General features: G+C 47.1%; 16 protein-coding genes. 9 read left to right on the top strand and 7 right to left on the bottom strand.

Going from position 1 to position 16,727, the window contains the following annotated elements:
• Window positions 1-134 precede the first annotated feature (134 nt).
• Genes WH96_RS19555 through WH96_RS19535 form a run of 5 tightly spaced genes read right to left on the bottom strand, consistent with a single transcriptional unit; the run spans window position 135 to window position 4,281 of the window.
• Window positions 135-584, bottom strand: coding sequence for a CoA-binding protein (locus WH96_RS19555; RefSeq protein WP_047765931.1), 450 nt, complete (start codon window positions 582-584; stop codon window positions 135-137).
• 1 nt (window position 585) lies between these two features.
• Window positions 586-951, bottom strand: coding sequence for a 2Fe-2S iron-sulfur cluster-binding protein (locus tag WH96_RS19550; RefSeq protein WP_047765930.1), 366 nt, complete (start codon window positions 949-951; stop codon window positions 586-588).
• Window positions 948-2,303: a selenium-binding family protein gene (locus WH96_RS19545; protein WP_047765929.1), complete on the bottom strand. Its 1,356-nt coding sequence runs from the start codon at window positions 2,301-2,303 to the stop codon at window positions 948-950. The genes WH96_RS19550 and WH96_RS19545 overlap by 4 nt, the downstream gene beginning before the upstream one ends.
• A 2-nt stretch (window positions 2,304-2,305) precedes the next feature.
• The gene (locus WH96_RS19540; protein ID WP_047765928.1) at window positions 2,306-3,112 is read right to left on the bottom strand and encodes an enoyl-CoA hydratase; all 807 of its coding nucleotides are present in this window, start codon (window positions 3,110-3,112) and stop codon (window positions 2,306-2,308) included.
• Between the two features lie 2 nt (window positions 3,113-3,114).
• Window positions 3,115-4,281: an acyl-CoA dehydrogenase family protein gene (locus WH96_RS19535; RefSeq protein WP_047765961.1), complete on the bottom strand. Its 1,167-nt coding sequence runs from the start codon at window positions 4,279-4,281 to the stop codon at window positions 3,115-3,117.
• Window positions 4,282-4,459: 178 nt separating this feature from the next.
• Here WH96_RS19535 and WH96_RS21620 point away from each other — a divergent pair, with 178 nt between their 5' ends.
• The 9 genes from WH96_RS21620 (at window position 4,460) to WH96_RS19490 (ending at window position 15,796) form a co-directional block, all read left to right on the top strand.
• A complete protein-coding gene (locus WH96_RS21620; protein WP_053006157.1) occupies window positions 4,460-5,380 on the top strand; it encodes a LysR family transcriptional regulator in 921 nt (306 codons plus the stop codon).
• Window positions 5,381-5,706: 326 nt separating this feature from the next.
• A complete protein-coding gene (locus WH96_RS19525; protein ID WP_047765927.1) occupies window positions 5,707-7,188 on the top strand; it encodes an ABC transporter substrate-binding protein in 1,482 nt (493 codons plus the stop codon).
• Between the two features lie 75 nt (window positions 7,189-7,263).
• A complete protein-coding gene (locus tag WH96_RS19520) occupies window positions 7,264-8,220 on the top strand; it encodes an ABC transporter permease (RefSeq protein ID WP_047765926.1) in 957 nt (318 codons plus the stop codon).
• A 5-nt stretch (window positions 8,221-8,225) separates the two neighbouring features.
• The gene (locus WH96_RS19515; RefSeq protein ID WP_047765925.1) at window positions 8,226-9,116 is read left to right on the top strand and encodes an ABC transporter permease; all 891 of its coding nucleotides are present in this window, start codon (window positions 8,226-8,228) and stop codon (window positions 9,114-9,116) included.
• 1 nt (window position 9,117) lies between these two features.
• Window positions 9,118-11,172, top strand: coding sequence for an ABC transporter ATP-binding protein (locus WH96_RS19510; protein ID WP_047765924.1), 2,055 nt, complete (start codon window positions 9,118-9,120; stop codon window positions 11,170-11,172).
• A gap of 186 nt (window positions 11,173-11,358) precedes the next feature.
• Window positions 11,359-12,558, top strand: a complete 1,200-nt coding sequence (locus WH96_RS19505) for an alpha-hydroxy acid oxidase (RefSeq protein ID WP_204248262.1) — start codon at window positions 11,359-11,361, stop codon at window positions 12,556-12,558.
• A 30-nt stretch (window positions 12,559-12,588) separates the two neighbouring features.
• Window positions 12,589-14,319, top strand: a complete 1,731-nt coding sequence (locus tag WH96_RS19500; RefSeq protein ID WP_047765923.1) for a thiamine pyrophosphate-binding protein — start codon at window positions 12,589-12,591, stop codon at window positions 14,317-14,319.
• The gene (locus WH96_RS19495; protein WP_047765922.1) at window positions 14,319-14,666 is read left to right on the top strand and encodes a hydroxyisourate hydrolase; all 348 of its coding nucleotides are present in this window, start codon (window positions 14,319-14,321) and stop codon (window positions 14,664-14,666) included. Before WH96_RS19500 ends, WH96_RS19495 begins: the two co-directional genes overlap by 1 nt.
• A gap of 17 nt (window positions 14,667-14,683) precedes the next feature.
• Entirely contained in the window at window positions 14,684-15,796 is a 1,113-nt protein-coding gene (locus WH96_RS19490) for a dimethylsulfoniopropionate demethylase (RefSeq protein WP_047765921.1), read from the top strand.
• A 531-nt stretch (window positions 15,797-16,327) separates the two neighbouring features.
• Here WH96_RS19490 and WH96_RS22450 read toward each other — a convergent pair.
• Both WH96_RS22450 and WH96_RS21800 read right to left on the bottom strand, forming a co-directional pair.
• Complete coding sequence (locus WH96_RS22450) at window positions 16,328-16,450, bottom strand: transposase (RefSeq protein WP_218045101.1); 123 nt, start codon at window positions 16,448-16,450, stop codon at window positions 16,328-16,330.
• An 89-nt stretch (window positions 16,451-16,539) separates the two neighbouring features.
• Window positions 16,540-16,727, bottom strand: a 188-nt coding sequence (locus WH96_RS21800) for a transposase (RefSeq protein WP_047765919.1), incomplete at its 5' end; no start/stop codon positions are given.

The following is a 16,727-nucleotide window of genomic DNA, read 5'->3' as shown; positions in this document are numbered from 1 at the left end:
TTTCGATTTTTTATAATATTCTGTGCCACAGCAGCATCCTTTTTTGTTTGAATTCCAACTTTACCAGCGCTACGACCAGTAACCAATCAAGAGACATTGTTTCAGAACAACAGCAGGATCATATGGGTGGGCCGTCATATCGCTAAATGCAATTTTGGTTTCCAAAATGGCCTAAAGAGTTCGATTTTAGGGCACCGATTCATAACGACCCTTAATCCAGCTTCTTCGGCCAACTTGGCTGCGTCGTGATCGACAACACCGATCTGGGCCCAAAGTACTTTGGCACCGATAGCGATTGCCTCTGTGGTCACCCCCATTAAATCTTCGGATCGACGAAAAACCTCAACCATATCAACACGACGTCCTATAGCGTCAAGTGACGGATAGACCTTGATACCTCGGATTTCTTTCAAGCCTGGGCGTGGATTGACCGGGATCATGTCATATCCAGTTTCGTCCAACACGCGAAGGACACCATAGCTGAATTTGGTTTTGTCAGGGCTCGCGCCCACCATTGCGATAGTTTTAACGGATTTGAGGATATCTTGCAGATATTCTTCAGAATAAGGTTGTGTGTGGTCCATATCAAATCTCTTTGGGTGTGGCGATATTCGCCTTGAGTTCATGAGGTTCAAGAGGATCAAGAAAAGGATTACGATAGAGTTTATCGTGACTTTCCACCCCGATCTCGAGTGTGATGTCAGATATAGGTACAGCCACGCAAAGAATAACGTAGCCGTTCTCTAGTTGACGGTTATTAAGGGCCACTTGGCGGTGTTGCTCAACGTTACCTGCAATCAACTTGCCAGCACAGGTAATGCAGCCGCCATATTTGCAGCCATAAGGCAAATCAACACCTTGCGCACAAAGTGAGCTCAGCAACGGTCGATGTGCTGCAACCTTATAAGTCGCATTATCGCGATTGGATATAGTAACAGTGTACGTATTCATATCCAGATATCGCTCGTACAGTCTCCCCCAGGATAGCGGGTTTCATGGCAACGCGACGGACCATTGGGTTCTTTGCCAAAATCAACGAGAAAATCAGGGTCAATTTTCATACCGCCCTGTTCTGTATCGCAGTTAACCATCAGCATGCAGCCCCCATTGGTGCGGATCTCAGGATAAAACTGGTTATCCCAAGTGCTGAACAAACTAGTTGTAACGTAAAGCCGCGTACCATCGAGACTCAGTTGAATCATCTGGGGTCCGCCAGTGATCTTCACACCATTAACCTCAGGCGCACACCCCAGAAGTCCACCCATCCAGACTTGACCAGTCAATACTGGATTATGTGGATCGGAAATATCGTATTGTCGGATATCGCCATGCAACCAGTTACACAGATAAAGAAATCGATCATCCATGGAGAGTAAGATTACCGAGATCACGCCCGGTACAGGAATAGGCCAATCAGGATGCGGCTCGTTATCCACATCCACAACCTTTTCCCATTTCCATTCGCCATCAGTATCCTTCCACCAATGGATGATGTTGGCGCTGAGTGCTGCACCACAAAATCCGTGCGTGCTGTCGGGGTTATGATGGAAGCGAACCTCCAGTGGGATCAGTCCATCTTCTCCCAAATAAAAGGTCTGTTTGGGTTCTTTCTTCTTAAAGTCCCATAAATGGATGCGTCGTCCATATTTCAAATGACCAACCTCTTCAAGGTCAAAGCCTGGCATGAAGGTATTTGGCGCAGCCCATTCAGACGACACCATTACGTTGTGGCGTGGCTGATACCAGAAATCATATCCGAAGGGGATGTCACCCATAGAGCTTTCCCAGCGACCGATAATATCAAAGTCTTTGTTCAGATGTAAATATCCACCGGGCGCCTCCCCCTTGGCATCGCCAAGCATCGAGATAATAATCTCCGCCCCCAAACAATGGATCGTGTGAGGTGCTGAGAGATTAGTTTTCGCCTTGATCTCTGATCCCTTGATCACTTTGTATAACGATGGGTTTTGGGGATCAGTGGCACAATCAATAACGTGAATATTGGAAGTCCTCACACCCGGTACGAGTAAATATTTTCGGCTAATTGAAGCATCGTCAAAGCACGACGAACAGGCATTCCACCCCATATGATGCAATTCATCCCCAATCCCAGACATCTCGCAACGTGAAATAACTTGAGAATAGCTCGGACTGTCAGGGTCATTGTCGATCGTTGCCAGATAATCAGGCTTTTGAATACCGGTACCTGTGTAAATCGCAATAGTATAAAGCAACTTCTCCCGTGGGGCCATCATGGCCTCCGCAGGTGATGCATAACCCGGCCCACAACAGTGATCTTTCATTGTCATTCTCCCTTAAGAGGTTGCCAGTTAGGCGTGCGCTTTTCAATAAACGCCGCGATGCCTTCCTCTGCATCGGATTCCAACATATTGGTCACCATCACCTCAGAAGTATAATGATAGGCTTCCGACAACGTCATTTCGATTTGTTTATAAAATGCCTCTTTCCCAATTTTGAGTGTAGTCGGGGCTTTACCTGCGATTTGTTGGGCCAAAGCCTCGGTTTCCACTGCCAGGCGGTTCTCAGGAACAATATCGTTGATCAAACCGATCGCCCGTGCCTCATCCGCGCTGATCAGATCCCCGGTCAACAACATTTTCATCGACGATTTGCGCCCTACATTACGCGAAAGTGCCACCATGGGTGTTGAACAAAACAGTCCTATATTCACCCCCGGAGTGGCAAAGCGGGCAGTATCTGTCGCGATCGCCAGATCACAGCTCGCCACTAATTGACAACCAGCGGCAGTCGCGATTCCATGAACTTGAGCAATCACAGGCTTTGGACAAGTAACAATGGCCTGCATCAGGCGCGCACATTTGTCCATCGTCTCTTCATAAAATGTACGCCCTTTGTCAGGTTGCGTACGCATCATCTTTAGTTCTTTTAGATCATGGCCTGCACAAAACCCAGGGCCGTTGGCTGCAAGTATGATAACATGTATGTTGCTGTTAACGCTAAGATCCTGTATTGCCCGAAACATACATTCCAGCATTTCCAGAGACAGACTGTTACGTGCGCCAGGCCGATTCATTGTTAACTTGGCAACACTGCCGACATGGGTTTCAAGTAGCATCTCTGTGGTATCCATGATCAATCCTTTAAAAGGTCACGCGCTATAACCACCTTCATGATCTCGTTTGTACCCGCATAAATTCGTTCTATTCGATTGTCACGATACATACGTTCTATCGGATACTCAGCCATAACGCCGTAACCGCCAAAAAGTTGCAGGCAACGATCAATAATCGCCCCTTGTAAGTCGGTCAGCCAATATTTTGCCATTGAGGCCTTTTCCGTGGTAAGTCGTCCATCGAGATGCTCGACGATGCAAGCATCGAGAAAAGTCTTGGCAATAGTCGCCTCCGTTACGCATTCAGCCAACACGAACTGCGTGTTTTGAAAATCCGCGATCTTTTTGCCAAAGGCTGTACGCTCCTTGACATAACCCAGCGTAACGCGAAGAGCTCGCTCTATTCGAGCTACGGCATAAACACCGATCAGAAGTCGTTCCTGTGGCAACTGCTCCATCATTTGCACAAAACCTTGCCCTTCTTCCTGACCAAGAAGCGCCGACACAGGCACTCGCATGTCATCGAAAAACAACTCTGAAGTGTCATTTGATTTCATGCCAAGTTTGTCTAGATTACGGCCCCGTCGAAATCCATCGACCTGGTCAGTTTCGACCAAATATAAAGAGATTCCCTTCCCTCCAGCCTTGGGATCGGTCTTGGCAGCAACGATAATCATATTCGCCAAGGCACCATTAGTTATGAAGGTCTTAGACCCGGAAATCCTATAAAAATTACCATCCTTAACCGCTGTAGTTCTGATGTTTTGCAAATCCGATCCCGCCCCAGGCTCAGTCATTGCAATCGCGCCGATCAGCTCTCCGGATATCATCCGGGGTAAGAGATTGTGTTTTTGTTCGTCCGATCCATAATGAATGATGTAAGGGATCACGATTGAGTTATGCAACCCGCCGCCCCAGCCATCAATCCCCGCCAGATTGCCTTGATAAGCAATCACTGCATCATGAGCAAAACTGCCGCCCAAACCTCCAAACTCCTCAGGAACTTCTGCCCCCAAAAACCCCATCTCACCCGCTTTTTCCCAAAGTTCACGACTGAAAGCTCCTTGCGCTTCCCATTCTTCATAATGCGGGGCACATTCACGCTCGTAAAATTTACGGCACATGTCCTCTAACATGCGCAACTCGCCATTCATCCAGGCAGACTCTGGGAAATTCAATGCGGGCATTTGACGGTTCTCACTTTCATAAACCAAGTTATTAAGATCCCATCAGGTGGACAAATTCAATTTCACTCGCAATTCATCCGAAAACCAAATATGTAAGCACCATTCATTTACTACATGGTTGAGTTTGATGCGCATTCTGTTAAGCTTGATGATACGTTTTGAATGGAAAGTACCCCAGATGAATTTACGCCAGCTTGAAGCCTTTAGGGCAACTATGAGATATGGGTCCATCACAGAAGCAGCCGAAATGATGCATATCTCGCAACCCAGCGTCAGCCGGTTAATTGCTGATCTGGAACGGTCAGTAGGATTCTCCTTATTTTTACGGATAGGCCGGGGCCTAACACCCACGATTGAAGCGAGCACTTTTTATCATGGTGTTGAGGGAATGTTTATTGGTATCGACAGGCTCCAGGACTTAGCTGATTCGATCAGAACAGCTAGTGGTGGTGTAATTTCCATCGGAACTATTCAGTCTATCGCAAGCCTTGAACTGCCAAAGGCCGTAAACGCGTTATATAAACGTTACGACGATATTCGATTTATGATTCATTCACGCAATACACCCGCAATTTTAAATGCGATTCAATTGCGCCAACTTGATCTCGGAGTGGTCGGGCGACAACCTCCTTACGAAGGGGTCGAGACCTTATATCAGCGAACAGTTCCTTATGTCTGCCTGATGCCAGAGGATCATCCACTTATCGGTAAGGCAGGTCCCGTTGACCTGGAAGAGCTGGCGAGCAAAGAAACATTTGTTACGTTCGGAGGCGCTTTTCCTGACGACATGATGTCGATCGACAGCAAATTGTCCGAACGATTGCAACAATCATCCAGGCTTTCTGCCACGAACATGCCGGCCGCGGCGTCATTAGTACGAGAAACAGGGGTTCTTGCAATCGCTGATCCATTTTCCGCGGAACAAGCTGTTAGAATCGGAGGCGTCGCATTCCGTCCTATTTTACAAGATTTGACATATAATGTCGCAATCGTCACGTTGGGCCGAGAGCATTTGTCGCGTTATGCGTTAGAATTTGTAGAATTCCTAGCAGACCAACTTTCTAAAAGAATCACAGTTGTGAAAAACTTTCACAACTGATCGGCTCATTTTAACACAAAATTCTTCACCAGAACAATATCAATCCGCACTTCTTATGACCAAATATTATAAGGAATCTCATAGCTGTTAATTAAAGTAACAATCGAATTCATCCACTTTTTGCATGAATGATGTAATAATATGTATTTGTCACTAGGCAATATCCTCAGAATACTGGAAGCGGAGACATGGACTCAGTCATGACACTTGTCAAAGTGCCGCTGTTCAAATTGGATAATTAAATCCCGACATCAGTCTGATTTTTTCCGTGTACACGAAGAAGCCCAATAAAAAACCGGGCAACTTTTACCAACGGGAGGTAAATCATGAAGAAAATAATTAGTGCGATAGGTGCAGCAGCCCTGCTAACCACATCAGTTGCGTTTGCAGAGTCTAGTGGAACATTTCGCCAAGCTTATGAGTATGGATATGGGGCAAAGTCAAACCTTGATCCAATCTCAAACGCTCGGGTCTTTCAAATCACTGAAAAAATCATGAATCGATTGGTTCGACCAGGTTTGGATGGAAAGCCATCACCGGATTTGGCTGTGGATTGGTCAACGAATGAAGATGCCACCGTTTGGACTTTCAAGTTACGCAAAGGCGTGACATTCCACGATGGCAGCTCCTTTGATGCAATGGACGTCTTATACTCTCTAAACCGTGTTTTGGATCCCGAGGCTGATTCACCCGCACGCTCAGCCGTAAAAATGATCCAATCCCTTGAAGCAATTGACGCTCAAACGGTAAAAATCATTTTAAACACTCCATTCGCGGACATGCCACTCCAACTTATGGATTACCGACTGCGGATGATCCCAGAGAATTCTGGAGATACCATTGCAACCAGCGGCATAGGAACTGGGCCGTTCAAAGTTGAAAAATTTGATGCGGAGGGAACCACTATCCTTGCAGCAAATGAGAACTATTGGGAAGGTGCGCCTGGTGTCGCACGTATGGAAATCATTGCGATACCTGATGGCCAGGCAAGACTACAAGCTCTCTTGGGAGGGCAGATTGATATGGAGCGTGGTATTACCCCTCAACAAAGGGTTATGATCTCAGGTAGCGACAAGTTTACAATTCAAGAGATTCCCACAGGAAACTGGCAAGGTCTGGTATTCCGTACTGATGTGGAACCATACAGCGATCCTCGTGTGCGTAAAGCACTGCGGTTGGTTGCAGATCGTCGCGCTCTTGTTGATTTGGTTCTTGGCGGTGGAGGTGTTGTTTCTTGTGATACACCAGTTGAACCAAACGATCAGTATCGTGCAAGTATATCCTGTCCACAGAATATTGAAGGCGCAAAAGCCCTTTTAGCGGAAGCAGGATATCCCGATGGTTTGGAAATCAACGTCCATGTCGCAACTCTGGAGCCGACCTGGCCTATATTAGCTGTTGCCTATCAAGCGCAAGCTGAAAAAGCTGGCATCCGGGTCAATGTTGTCCAAACCCCTACCGACGGGTTTTGGAACGAGGTTTGGATGAAGAAAGACATCTACGCCACTCGTTGGAACGAACGCCCAGCGGATCAAGTTCTGCACGAAGTTTATCTGAGCACAGCAAAATGGAATGAATCTTATTTCAAGGATGAGGTGTTTGATAAAATGTTGTCCGATGCTCGACGCGAACTAGAGTTTGAGAAACGACGCGCGCTTTATGTGGCTGCTCAAGAGTATCTGTGGGAGAATGCAGGAACGCTGATTCCTTATCACGTGACCCGGTTCGTGGGCGTGTCCTCTCGCGTCTCGAACTTGGACAATGTAAAAAACGATGCTGTGCGTTGGAACTTAATAACTGTTGAGTAAATAAAAGATTACGGCGCCCTGCCCTTACTCTTTGTAGGCAGGGCACTACTTAATACTTCCAAGGTAGCAGTTCTCATGTTGCAAATACTTTTTCGACGCCTCTTTTTAGGGTTTGTGACCGTAGTGGTCGTTTCAATGATCATCTTCGCCGGTGTAGAAATCTTACCCGGTGACGCTTGTACCGCTTTTCTGGAACGCGAAGCGAAAGGCTTAATCCTTGAAAGTTGCCGCGAAGATCTTGGCCTCAACCGGCCTGCCGTTGAGCGTTATTTCGATTGGGCCTGGAATGCCCTACAGGGCGATCTCGGTATATCTGCAAACGGCAAGGATAGTATTGCATCTTTAGTCGGCGCTCGTTTAGGTAATTCATTATTGTTGGCCGTTTGCGCTCTTTCTATAGGTGTTCCTCTAGCGATCATTCTAGGAATTGTAACCGGTCTTTGGCGCGACAAACCAATTGATCTACTTATATCGACCTCAGTAATTTTTGCGATGACCATTCCTGAATTTGTCTCATCAACCGTTTTAATTCTTGTTTTCTCTGCTTGGTTAGGCTGGTTACCCGGCATTGTGCTGACATCCGCTAGTGCTCCGATTAGCGAGTTTTTCCCCGAAATCATCCTGCCAGTTGTTGTGCTTTCCATGGTAATGACCGCTCATATTCTACGCATGGTTCGCTCTTCTGTTATTGAAGTCATGGGTAGCGATTATATTCAAATGGCCACACTGAAAGGTGTCCCATATTGGCGCATGGTGTTTCTACACGCATTACCCAATGCACTATTACCTGCAATAAACATCATTGCATTAACCATAGCTTGGCTTTTGGGCGGTGTCGTTGTCGTTGAGGTTGTGTTCAATTATCCTGGATTAGGTCGAATGATGATTGACTCAATATCTGATCGCGATCTTCCTGTTGTGCAGGCCCTCGCCCTAATTGTGGCCACTGTCTACGTCTTCGTAAACCTTTCGGCTGACATGCTCACAATGATTGCTAATCCGCGTTTGCGGACACTATATACAAGGAAGTAACTGCCGTGACTGTATCCGCGACTGCTATTCCACAAAATTCCACACTGGATCACTTTTCCAGCATATTACGCGATGTTCTTTCACGGCCATCAGGTGCCGTTGGACTGTTTCTTGTTGTGTTCCACATTATCCTTGCCCTGATCAGCCCTTATATAGCGCCCTACGACTTCAAAGAAATGAATTCGACCATGATGCTGGCTGACCCTGGGATTAATCATTGGTTAGGCACAGATCACCTCGGCCGGGATGTCTTTAGCCGTACAATTCAGGGCGGACGCGAGGCGATGTTAGTGACCGGAATTGCAACACCTGTTGCAGTAATCTGGGGGGGGATGGTTGGCATCTTTTTTGGCCTTGTCGGTGGACGCTTGGATGAGGTCATGATGCGTCTTGTGGATGCATTTCTATCTTTGCCATGGATTTTGAAAATGCTGTTGCTGATCGTGACCTTCGGTACGAGCATTCTGGTTCTCGTCCCAACCTTAGCTTTCATCTATGGCATTCCAGTTATCCGGATTGCACGCGCGGCAACCCAGGACGTTGTGGCCCGCGACTTTGTTTCAGCTGCACGAGCCCGAGGGAACAGTCGAGCAACAATCATGCGACGTGAGCTACTACCAAATGTTCTCGATAGCCTTATGGTAGAGGGCGCCATGCGTTGGTCCTGGATGTTACTTGCATTTTCATCACTTTCCTTCCTTGGCTTTGGCGTTTCTCCGCCAACGCCGGACTGGGGGTTGATGATATCCGATGCACGGGGGTTCATGTCCTTTGCGCCTTGGGGGGTCCTTGGGCCAGTCATCGCACTGTCTTCGTTAATTATTGGGATCAATCTAACAGCTGATGCCTTAGCAAAATCACTTGGTATTGATCGAGCTCAGAAAGCGACAGTGTAGAATGAATAAATCTTCAATTATAGAAATTCGCGATATTTCGATTGGCTTCACAGGGCGTTCAGGGCATACGTTACCAGTTCTCAGAAACATTAACCTCACGGTGAAACGTGGCGAAACCGTTGGACTCGTCGGCGAAAGTGGCTCTGGTAAAAGCACCTTAGCTCTAGCCGCCATGGGATATCTCAAACGCGGTCTTCGTATTCTGGAAGGAACTTGTCATTTCAAAGATCAAAATATGTTTACCCTGGGGCGAACAGAATTGGAAAAGATACGCGGAGGTAAACTCGGTCTAGTTCCTCAAAATTCGGGTCAATCACTAACACCGACCTTGCGCATCGGCCAACAACTGACAGAGGCACTACGGCTTCATAGCAAGCTGAAATCAGAACAATATCACCGCCGGGTTCTTGAGTTGCTCACGCAAGTACGTTTACCTGATCCGGAAACAGTTGTTGTCCGTTTTCCGCACGAATTATCAGGGGGGCAACAGCAGCGCGTTGCCATCGCCATGGCACTGGCTGGGGAACCTGATGCTTTACTGCTGGATGAACCCACTACCGGCCTTGATGTGACCACACAAGCGCATATCCTGGAATTGCTACGCGATTTGGCTGCCGACACTGGCATGGCTATGCTTTATGTCAGCCACGATCTTGGGGCGATTGCACAGGTCTGTGACCGAGTAATGGTCATGTATGCCGGTGAGGTTGTACTGGAAGGCACAACCCGACAAGTTCTTAAAGCACCATCGCATCCTTACGCACGCGGTTTGCTAGCTTCAATCCCGAAATTGAGCGACCCACATTTACCCTCTGCCTTAAAAGGACGCCCCCCTGCACCCGGTGGTGCTGGCAACGGCTGCGCCTTTGTCGAACGCTGCGGGATTGCTAGTGAGATTTGCAGAAGCACCCGTCCATCACTTGCCTCAGGACCCGGCAACGCATTGGTCCGCTGCCATCATGCCAATCTATCGAACCGGTTGTCGATGACACCTGACGGAAAAAAAGTGTGTAATGCTGATCCGAATGCAGAACCAGCAATTTATCTTGACAATTTGTCGATCCGATACTCCAAACAGAGTCTAATTAACAGGCTATGTGGTAAGAAGGATATAAGCCCTGCAACCGTTGACAATATATCGATTACTCTCACAAAGGGCGAAACATTGGGATTGGTCGGAGAAAGCGGCAGTGGCAAATCCACAATACTAAAAACAGTGGCAGGCTTGTTGCCTCCCGCAAACGGTAGCATAGTGTTTGGCGACGGCGAAAACCTCCCTCGGGAGGTTGAACAGCGCTGCCCCAACCATCTACGCCGGATCCAGCTTGTTTTTCAAAACCCTGACGACAGTTTGAATCCTCGTCATACAATTGCTGAAATTCTAGAACAACCGCTAAAACTCTATTTTAGTTTAACAGGTCAAGCGCTGTTGGAGCGAAGCACAGAATTATTAGAGCTCGTACGACTTGGGGCTCATTACCTTGATCGCCTGCCCAGTCAACTATCAGGTGGTGAAAAACAACGTGTGGCTATTGCACGCGCTTTTGCTGCGGAACCAGATCTGATTCTGTGTGACGAAGTCACCTCAGCACTCGATGTATCTGTACAAGCTGCGGTTTTGAATTTGCTTAATGAGCTAAAACAAAAGCAAGGAACCACTTATGTATTTGTCTCGCACGATCTCGCAGTCGTACGCGCACTGTCAGATCGGGTAGCTGTACTCTATCAAGGGCGGTTGTGCGAAATCGGACCGGCCGCAGACGTTTACTCTACCCCTTCACACCCCTATACCGAAGTATTATTAAACGCTGTTCTCGAACCTGATCCAGATATTCGTCCAAAACTGACAACAGATGATGTTGTTGAACTCGCCCCACCTACACAGGGCTGCCCTTTCCAACGGCGCTGCCCACGTAAACTTGGAAAAATCTGCGATACAGAAAATCCGCCTTGGCAACAAAAAGAAAATGGCCATTCTATCTGTTGTCATATTGCTATTGAGCAATTGGAATCAATGCAATTTGAAGAGATCAATATCGAGCCTGCGAGCGCTTAAAAAGCCAAAACTTTCTTTACTATAGACAATCAGATTGCGTCTTAATCTAGATTTTCGGAAAAGTTATGGAACAAGTTGTTTCCATAGATTTTTCGAATGAATTGCTCACTTATTTCGATTTGAGTTCAAAAATCTATTTAAGATACATTGCTTTTGTATTACCCGAGTTATCACAAGGATAAGATTTTGCACGACAGTGACACATCCTTTAGCGCTAGTAAACGCATCTTCTGCACTGAAGATGCAGTGCGTATAGCCGGGCAACGACAGCCAAAAGTTATCTTTGATTTTATCGAAGGCGCTTCTGGTCGTGAAGTTGCCGCAACCCGCAACCAGTCCAGGTTTGATGAGATAACATTACAACAGCGGGTTATGGAAAATGTTGACCGTCGAAATCTGAGTAAAACGTTCCTGGGGCAAAAATATAATTTACCATTTGGGATTGCTCCAATGGGCATGTGTAATCTGGCCTGGCCAGACACAGATTCAGCCTTGGCACAGGCCGCGACCAACTATAACATTCCGATCTGTCTGTCATCAGCAGCTTCAAGCACAATCAAAGAAATGCGGGATTGGGCTGGGGAAAACGCCTGGTTCCAGCTCTATGTTGGCGGGTCGATGGAACTATCACTCGAATTGGTCGAACGAGCCCGTACAGAAGGCTATAAGACCTTGGTTCTTACCGTAGATGTACCACAGGTATCGCGGCGTCTGCGCGATCTACGGAACGGATTTACGATGCCCTTTCGTCTCGGCCCAAGACTTCTTTGGGATTTTGCGACACATCCAAGATGGTCACTTACATCAATTTGGCACGGTGCACCATCTCCGAAAAACTTTAAGCTTGGAAAAAACGGAACCCACTTTGACCGCAATGCAAGTCGTGCCGGCGCAAATTGGAATTTTTTAGAGAAATTACGAGCTTCCTGGACAGGAAACTTGGTAATAAAAGGGGTTACATCTGCACGAGATGCTATACGCATTAAACAAGCAGGTGCTGATGCAATTTACGTCTCAAACCATGGTGGACGACAACTTGATAGTGCTCCCGCTGCCATCGACGCTCTACCAAAAATTCGTAATGCTGTTGGAGCCGATTACCCACTGTTGTTTGACAGTGGTGTCAGAAATGGCGAAGACATTGTCAAAGCTCTAGCAATGGGCGCAGATTTTGTAATGATAGGACGCCCCATGCTTTTTGCTATGGGTGCAGATGGTGCTAAAGGACTAAACTCTCTAATAAAGATCTTTGCCGAGGACACCAGCCTTACACTTGCTCAAACCGGATTGAACGACATTACCGCTGTTTCGCCTGATATTTTATCAAACAACACCTCAGCTGTTGAACAGTTGCAGCAGCCCTTGCTTAAAACCGCAACCAGTTAAATTCCACGCCCTCAGGAGGCAAATTCACACATGACTATTCAAACAAAGATTCGCGGTGGTGCGATATTGGCCCGGGCACTTAAGGAAAAAGGTGTTGAGCATTCCTTCACACTGGCGGGGGGATTTTGTAATCCCGCACTTGAGGGGTTCATGGAATGCGAAATGCCGGTGATCAACTGCCCCCACGAACAGATCGCCGGTCATCTAGCAGATGGCCATACCCGGATCACCCGCAAACCATCAGTTTGTCTGGTGGGTCCCGAGGGATTTGCCAATGCAGTGCCAGCCATGTTGGAAGCTTGGGGTGAGCGTAGTCCAGTGATTTTCATCACAGGCTCCTCTACGATTAAACGGCAAGGTGCAGGCGGGTTCAAAGAGATCGACGATGTAGCCATCGCCGCCCCACTCACCAAATATTCTGTGCAGATCACTGACGGCGCCCGCATAAGTGAATTTGTTGATCGAGCTTGGCATGCCGCTACCACTGGGTATCCTGGTCCAGTGCATCTGGCACTACCAGTTGATATCATGTTCTCGTCCTATGACGAGGCGGCAGGTCGCGACGAACGCCCTTTCGACCGTTCGGATCGTCTTACCCCCCGTGCTTGGCCTGACCCCACACGGTTAGATGATGTTTTGTCATTAGTCAGAGCGGCGAAACGACCAGTTATAATCGGAGGCCATGGCATCTGGTGGTCAGGCGGCGAAGCCAAGCTGGGAGCCGCAGGCACTAAACTTCGTATGCCTATCTTCAACGTGCCATATCACACAAAAATGTTAGGTGAAAAGTGTGATGCTTATATGGGCTTGGCTGATTTTCACCAATATCATCCCTCGAAGCCTGCAATTCACGAAGCAGATCTGGTTTTGATGGTAGGCTGTCGCCTGGACAATCAGATGAATTTTGGCAACCCGCCGTTTATCCAATCCAATACTAAACTCGTCTGCGTCAACGGTAGCCATGAAGAACTTGAGTACAATATTGGGGCCGATTTACAGCTTTTATCTGATCCAGGCGCATTTCTGGACGCTCTAACCCGCGTTGATAAAACTTGGGAAGATTGGTTGGATCTACAGCGACAGCGACGTGCAGATTGGGTCAAAGAATGGTCAGATCACATTGCCGTCGAGACTGCAGAGGACGAAGCACAAGGTCGCAAAATGCATCCGCTGCAACTAGCGCTTGATGTACAGGCTGCGATGAAAGATGACGATTGGTTGGTTTTTGACGGCGGCAATACACATTTTTGGAATGAGATCGCCACTAATATTTCCGCTGCGCGCGGCCGCACTCTGGGAGGCATATTACACCCTGGAAACTACAGTTTACTGGGCGTTGGGGTTTCTTTCGCCCTTGCAGCCAAGAATATCAATCCAGATAAAACGGCCGTTCTGGTTACCGGCGATGGAGCGTTCTTATCTGGTGGTTTGTCAATTGAGGCTTGCTTTCAGGAAAACATTCCAATCATTGTCGTTATTGATAACAACGGCGGGCTTGATTGTATTAGCCAGCAGCAGGAACGACTTTTCAATAATGGACAGCATTACGCCACAGATTTCCGCGACATTCCCTTTCACGCCATGTTCGAGGGCCTTGGCGGCCATAGCGAACTGGTCACCAAACGCGCTGAATTACCAGGGGCGTTGGAACGCGCTATAGCAAGTGGAAAAACGGCATGTATCAATGTTAAATGTCGTGGTGTAATCAGTCCGATAGTTGCTGCGACCTCTGATAAAAGAGATAAGGCTTCGATCGAATAATGGCATTTATCAGTTCGCATACACTTAACGGGGTAGATGGCACTCACGCGAGTGATATCCTTGTAACGCTGACACGCCTTGGCGAAAAAGCTCCACTTTTTACAACCCGAATGGACTCAGCTGGACGCCTATCTCAAGAAGTAGATATCGCGGATAGTGATCCAGCCATGATATATGAACTTGTTTTTGCAACGGCACCTTATTGGTTAACCCGAAACCTGCCAACGGAAAATAATCAAATCATTTTTGATATTGTTTTACGATTTCGGATGCCTGATCCGTACGGTAAATATCACATGCCCATCATCTTGAGTCCAAATAGTTACTCAACTTGGGCTTCAAGCTAAGCACAGGAATTCTCAAAATGACAGACGGCCTCAACATGTCCCGACGCATTCGTCGTACTCCATATACAGATCGGGTTGAACAAGTCGGTGTCCGGGGCTTCTCGGTGGTCAATCACATGCTTTTGCCTAAGGCTTTTCAATCAACTATCGAAGAAGATTACTGGCACTTACGCGAACACGTTCAAGTTTGGGATGTGTCATGCCAACGGCAAGTCCAAATTACAGGGCTAGATGCAGAGCGCCTTGTTCAATCGATGACACCCCGCAGCATCGCAAAAGCCAAGGTCGGTGATTGTTACTACATCCCAATCGTCGATCAGCAAGGCGGTATGATCAACGATCCGGTAATGCTCAAGATAGCAGATGATCAATTCTGGCTTTCCATTGCCGATAGCGACGTCCTGCTTTATGCAATGGGGCTAGCTATAGGTGCTAACCTGGACGTCGAAATTGCCGAACCAGATGTATCCCCGCTTGCTGTTCAAGGACCCAAAGCTGAAGATCTTATGGTCAGCGTGTTTGGTGAGGGCATTCGCGACGTAGGTTTCTTTAAGTACGCACGTTTTGAATTCAAAGGTACCCAACAGGTTATTGCGCGTTCTGGCTATTCACGGCAAGGCGGGTTTGAGATTTACCTCGACGATGGATTACTCGGTCATGATCTTTGGGACACTATCTGGGAAGCTGGCCAGACCTTCAACATTACACCAGGTTGCCCCAATCTGATTGAGCGAATTGAAGGGGGACTTTTTTCATACGGCAATGAAATGACTCGTGAAAATAATCCTCTTGAGCTTGGCCTCGAGAAGTTCTGCACACTCGACGGCAGCATTGATTTTATTGGTCAAAGGGCTTTGCAAGTTATTGACGCCAAAGGTGTTGATCGAAGCATTCGTGGCCTTCAGTTTGATGGTCCTCGCGCCCCAACATGCTCTGTACCATGGCCCGTCACAGTCGGAGGTCATCAAGTAGGACAGATAACATCATGCATTTGGTCACCGAGACTTGAAACCAACGTTGGTCTGTCTTTTATTGATCGTGGATACTGGGATATTGGGCAAAATATTCAAATTGAAATGCCTGACAATCAAATATGCAGAGGAGAGATCGTTGCCTTACCAATGTTATAGGAATAAGGAGCCAACATCCTGTCTGTTTCAGAATTTCTGCTGTTTTCGAACTTTTGTGGAAGGCAAAGATTGTCGAGTATTATGACAATGTCCGACTCATTGGTCCAGTAACTACCTTCGTAGTAATCAACGCATCACTGGCTAAATTTAAGATAAAGGTCCAAGTATTCCATTTTCAAATAGAGCCACACCAAACACACGATCTCCTACAAGGCCTCGACCACGCAATCGCGTCAGATTTTTTCCTCTTGTTGTTCCATCAATGAAGATCAAGCGATATGGTATCTCACGTATTCTAGGTGACGATACCTAATCCATTCTAGTTGTTTTTAGAAATGATTTTTATAACACCTAAATATCGCATATTTTCATTATTCAATGTTAAATCCAGCATGAAGCTCAGTACAAAATATTTGTGAGTCCGATCAAGGATGAATTTCCGCACTCGACCCAGACTGTGTGAAAAGTCGATAATTATTTCTCTCTTCATAAGGTAATACCCCCATTTTTAATGGGATTCTGCAGTAGAATCTAGGCAGCCATTTTTAGTTTCATTGCTGGCGTGATACCGCCGATCCCCATGTCGGGGCGTTCGTTGTTGTAAGTCCAGAGCCATTCTGTGGCTAGGACCTGTGCCTTTATACGTATCTGCATAACACCCCCTATCCTTATTATACTACCCAGAGGTGTTGTGTTTCCATAAGTATTACATATGATTGTAACTAGTGTATAAAACTAAACCACTACCGACTGATGTCGGTAGGTTTACGTGAGGAGTGTAGCTCCAGATATTGCAGTATCACATCATCCGTTACATTGCCGGTTGTTGTAGAAAAGTACCCACGTGCCCTGAAACGTCGTCCCCAATATCGTTTTCCAAGTTCAGGATACTTCATCTGGATTTTTCGCGATGAGCGCCCTTTAATCCGTT

Source organism: Kiloniella spongiae (assembly GCF_001026905.1).
GTDB classification, from domain to species: Bacteria; Pseudomonadota; Alphaproteobacteria; order Kiloniellales; family Kiloniellaceae; genus Kiloniella; species Kiloniella spongiae.
This window is presented reverse-complemented; position numbering and strand designations above follow the sequence as displayed.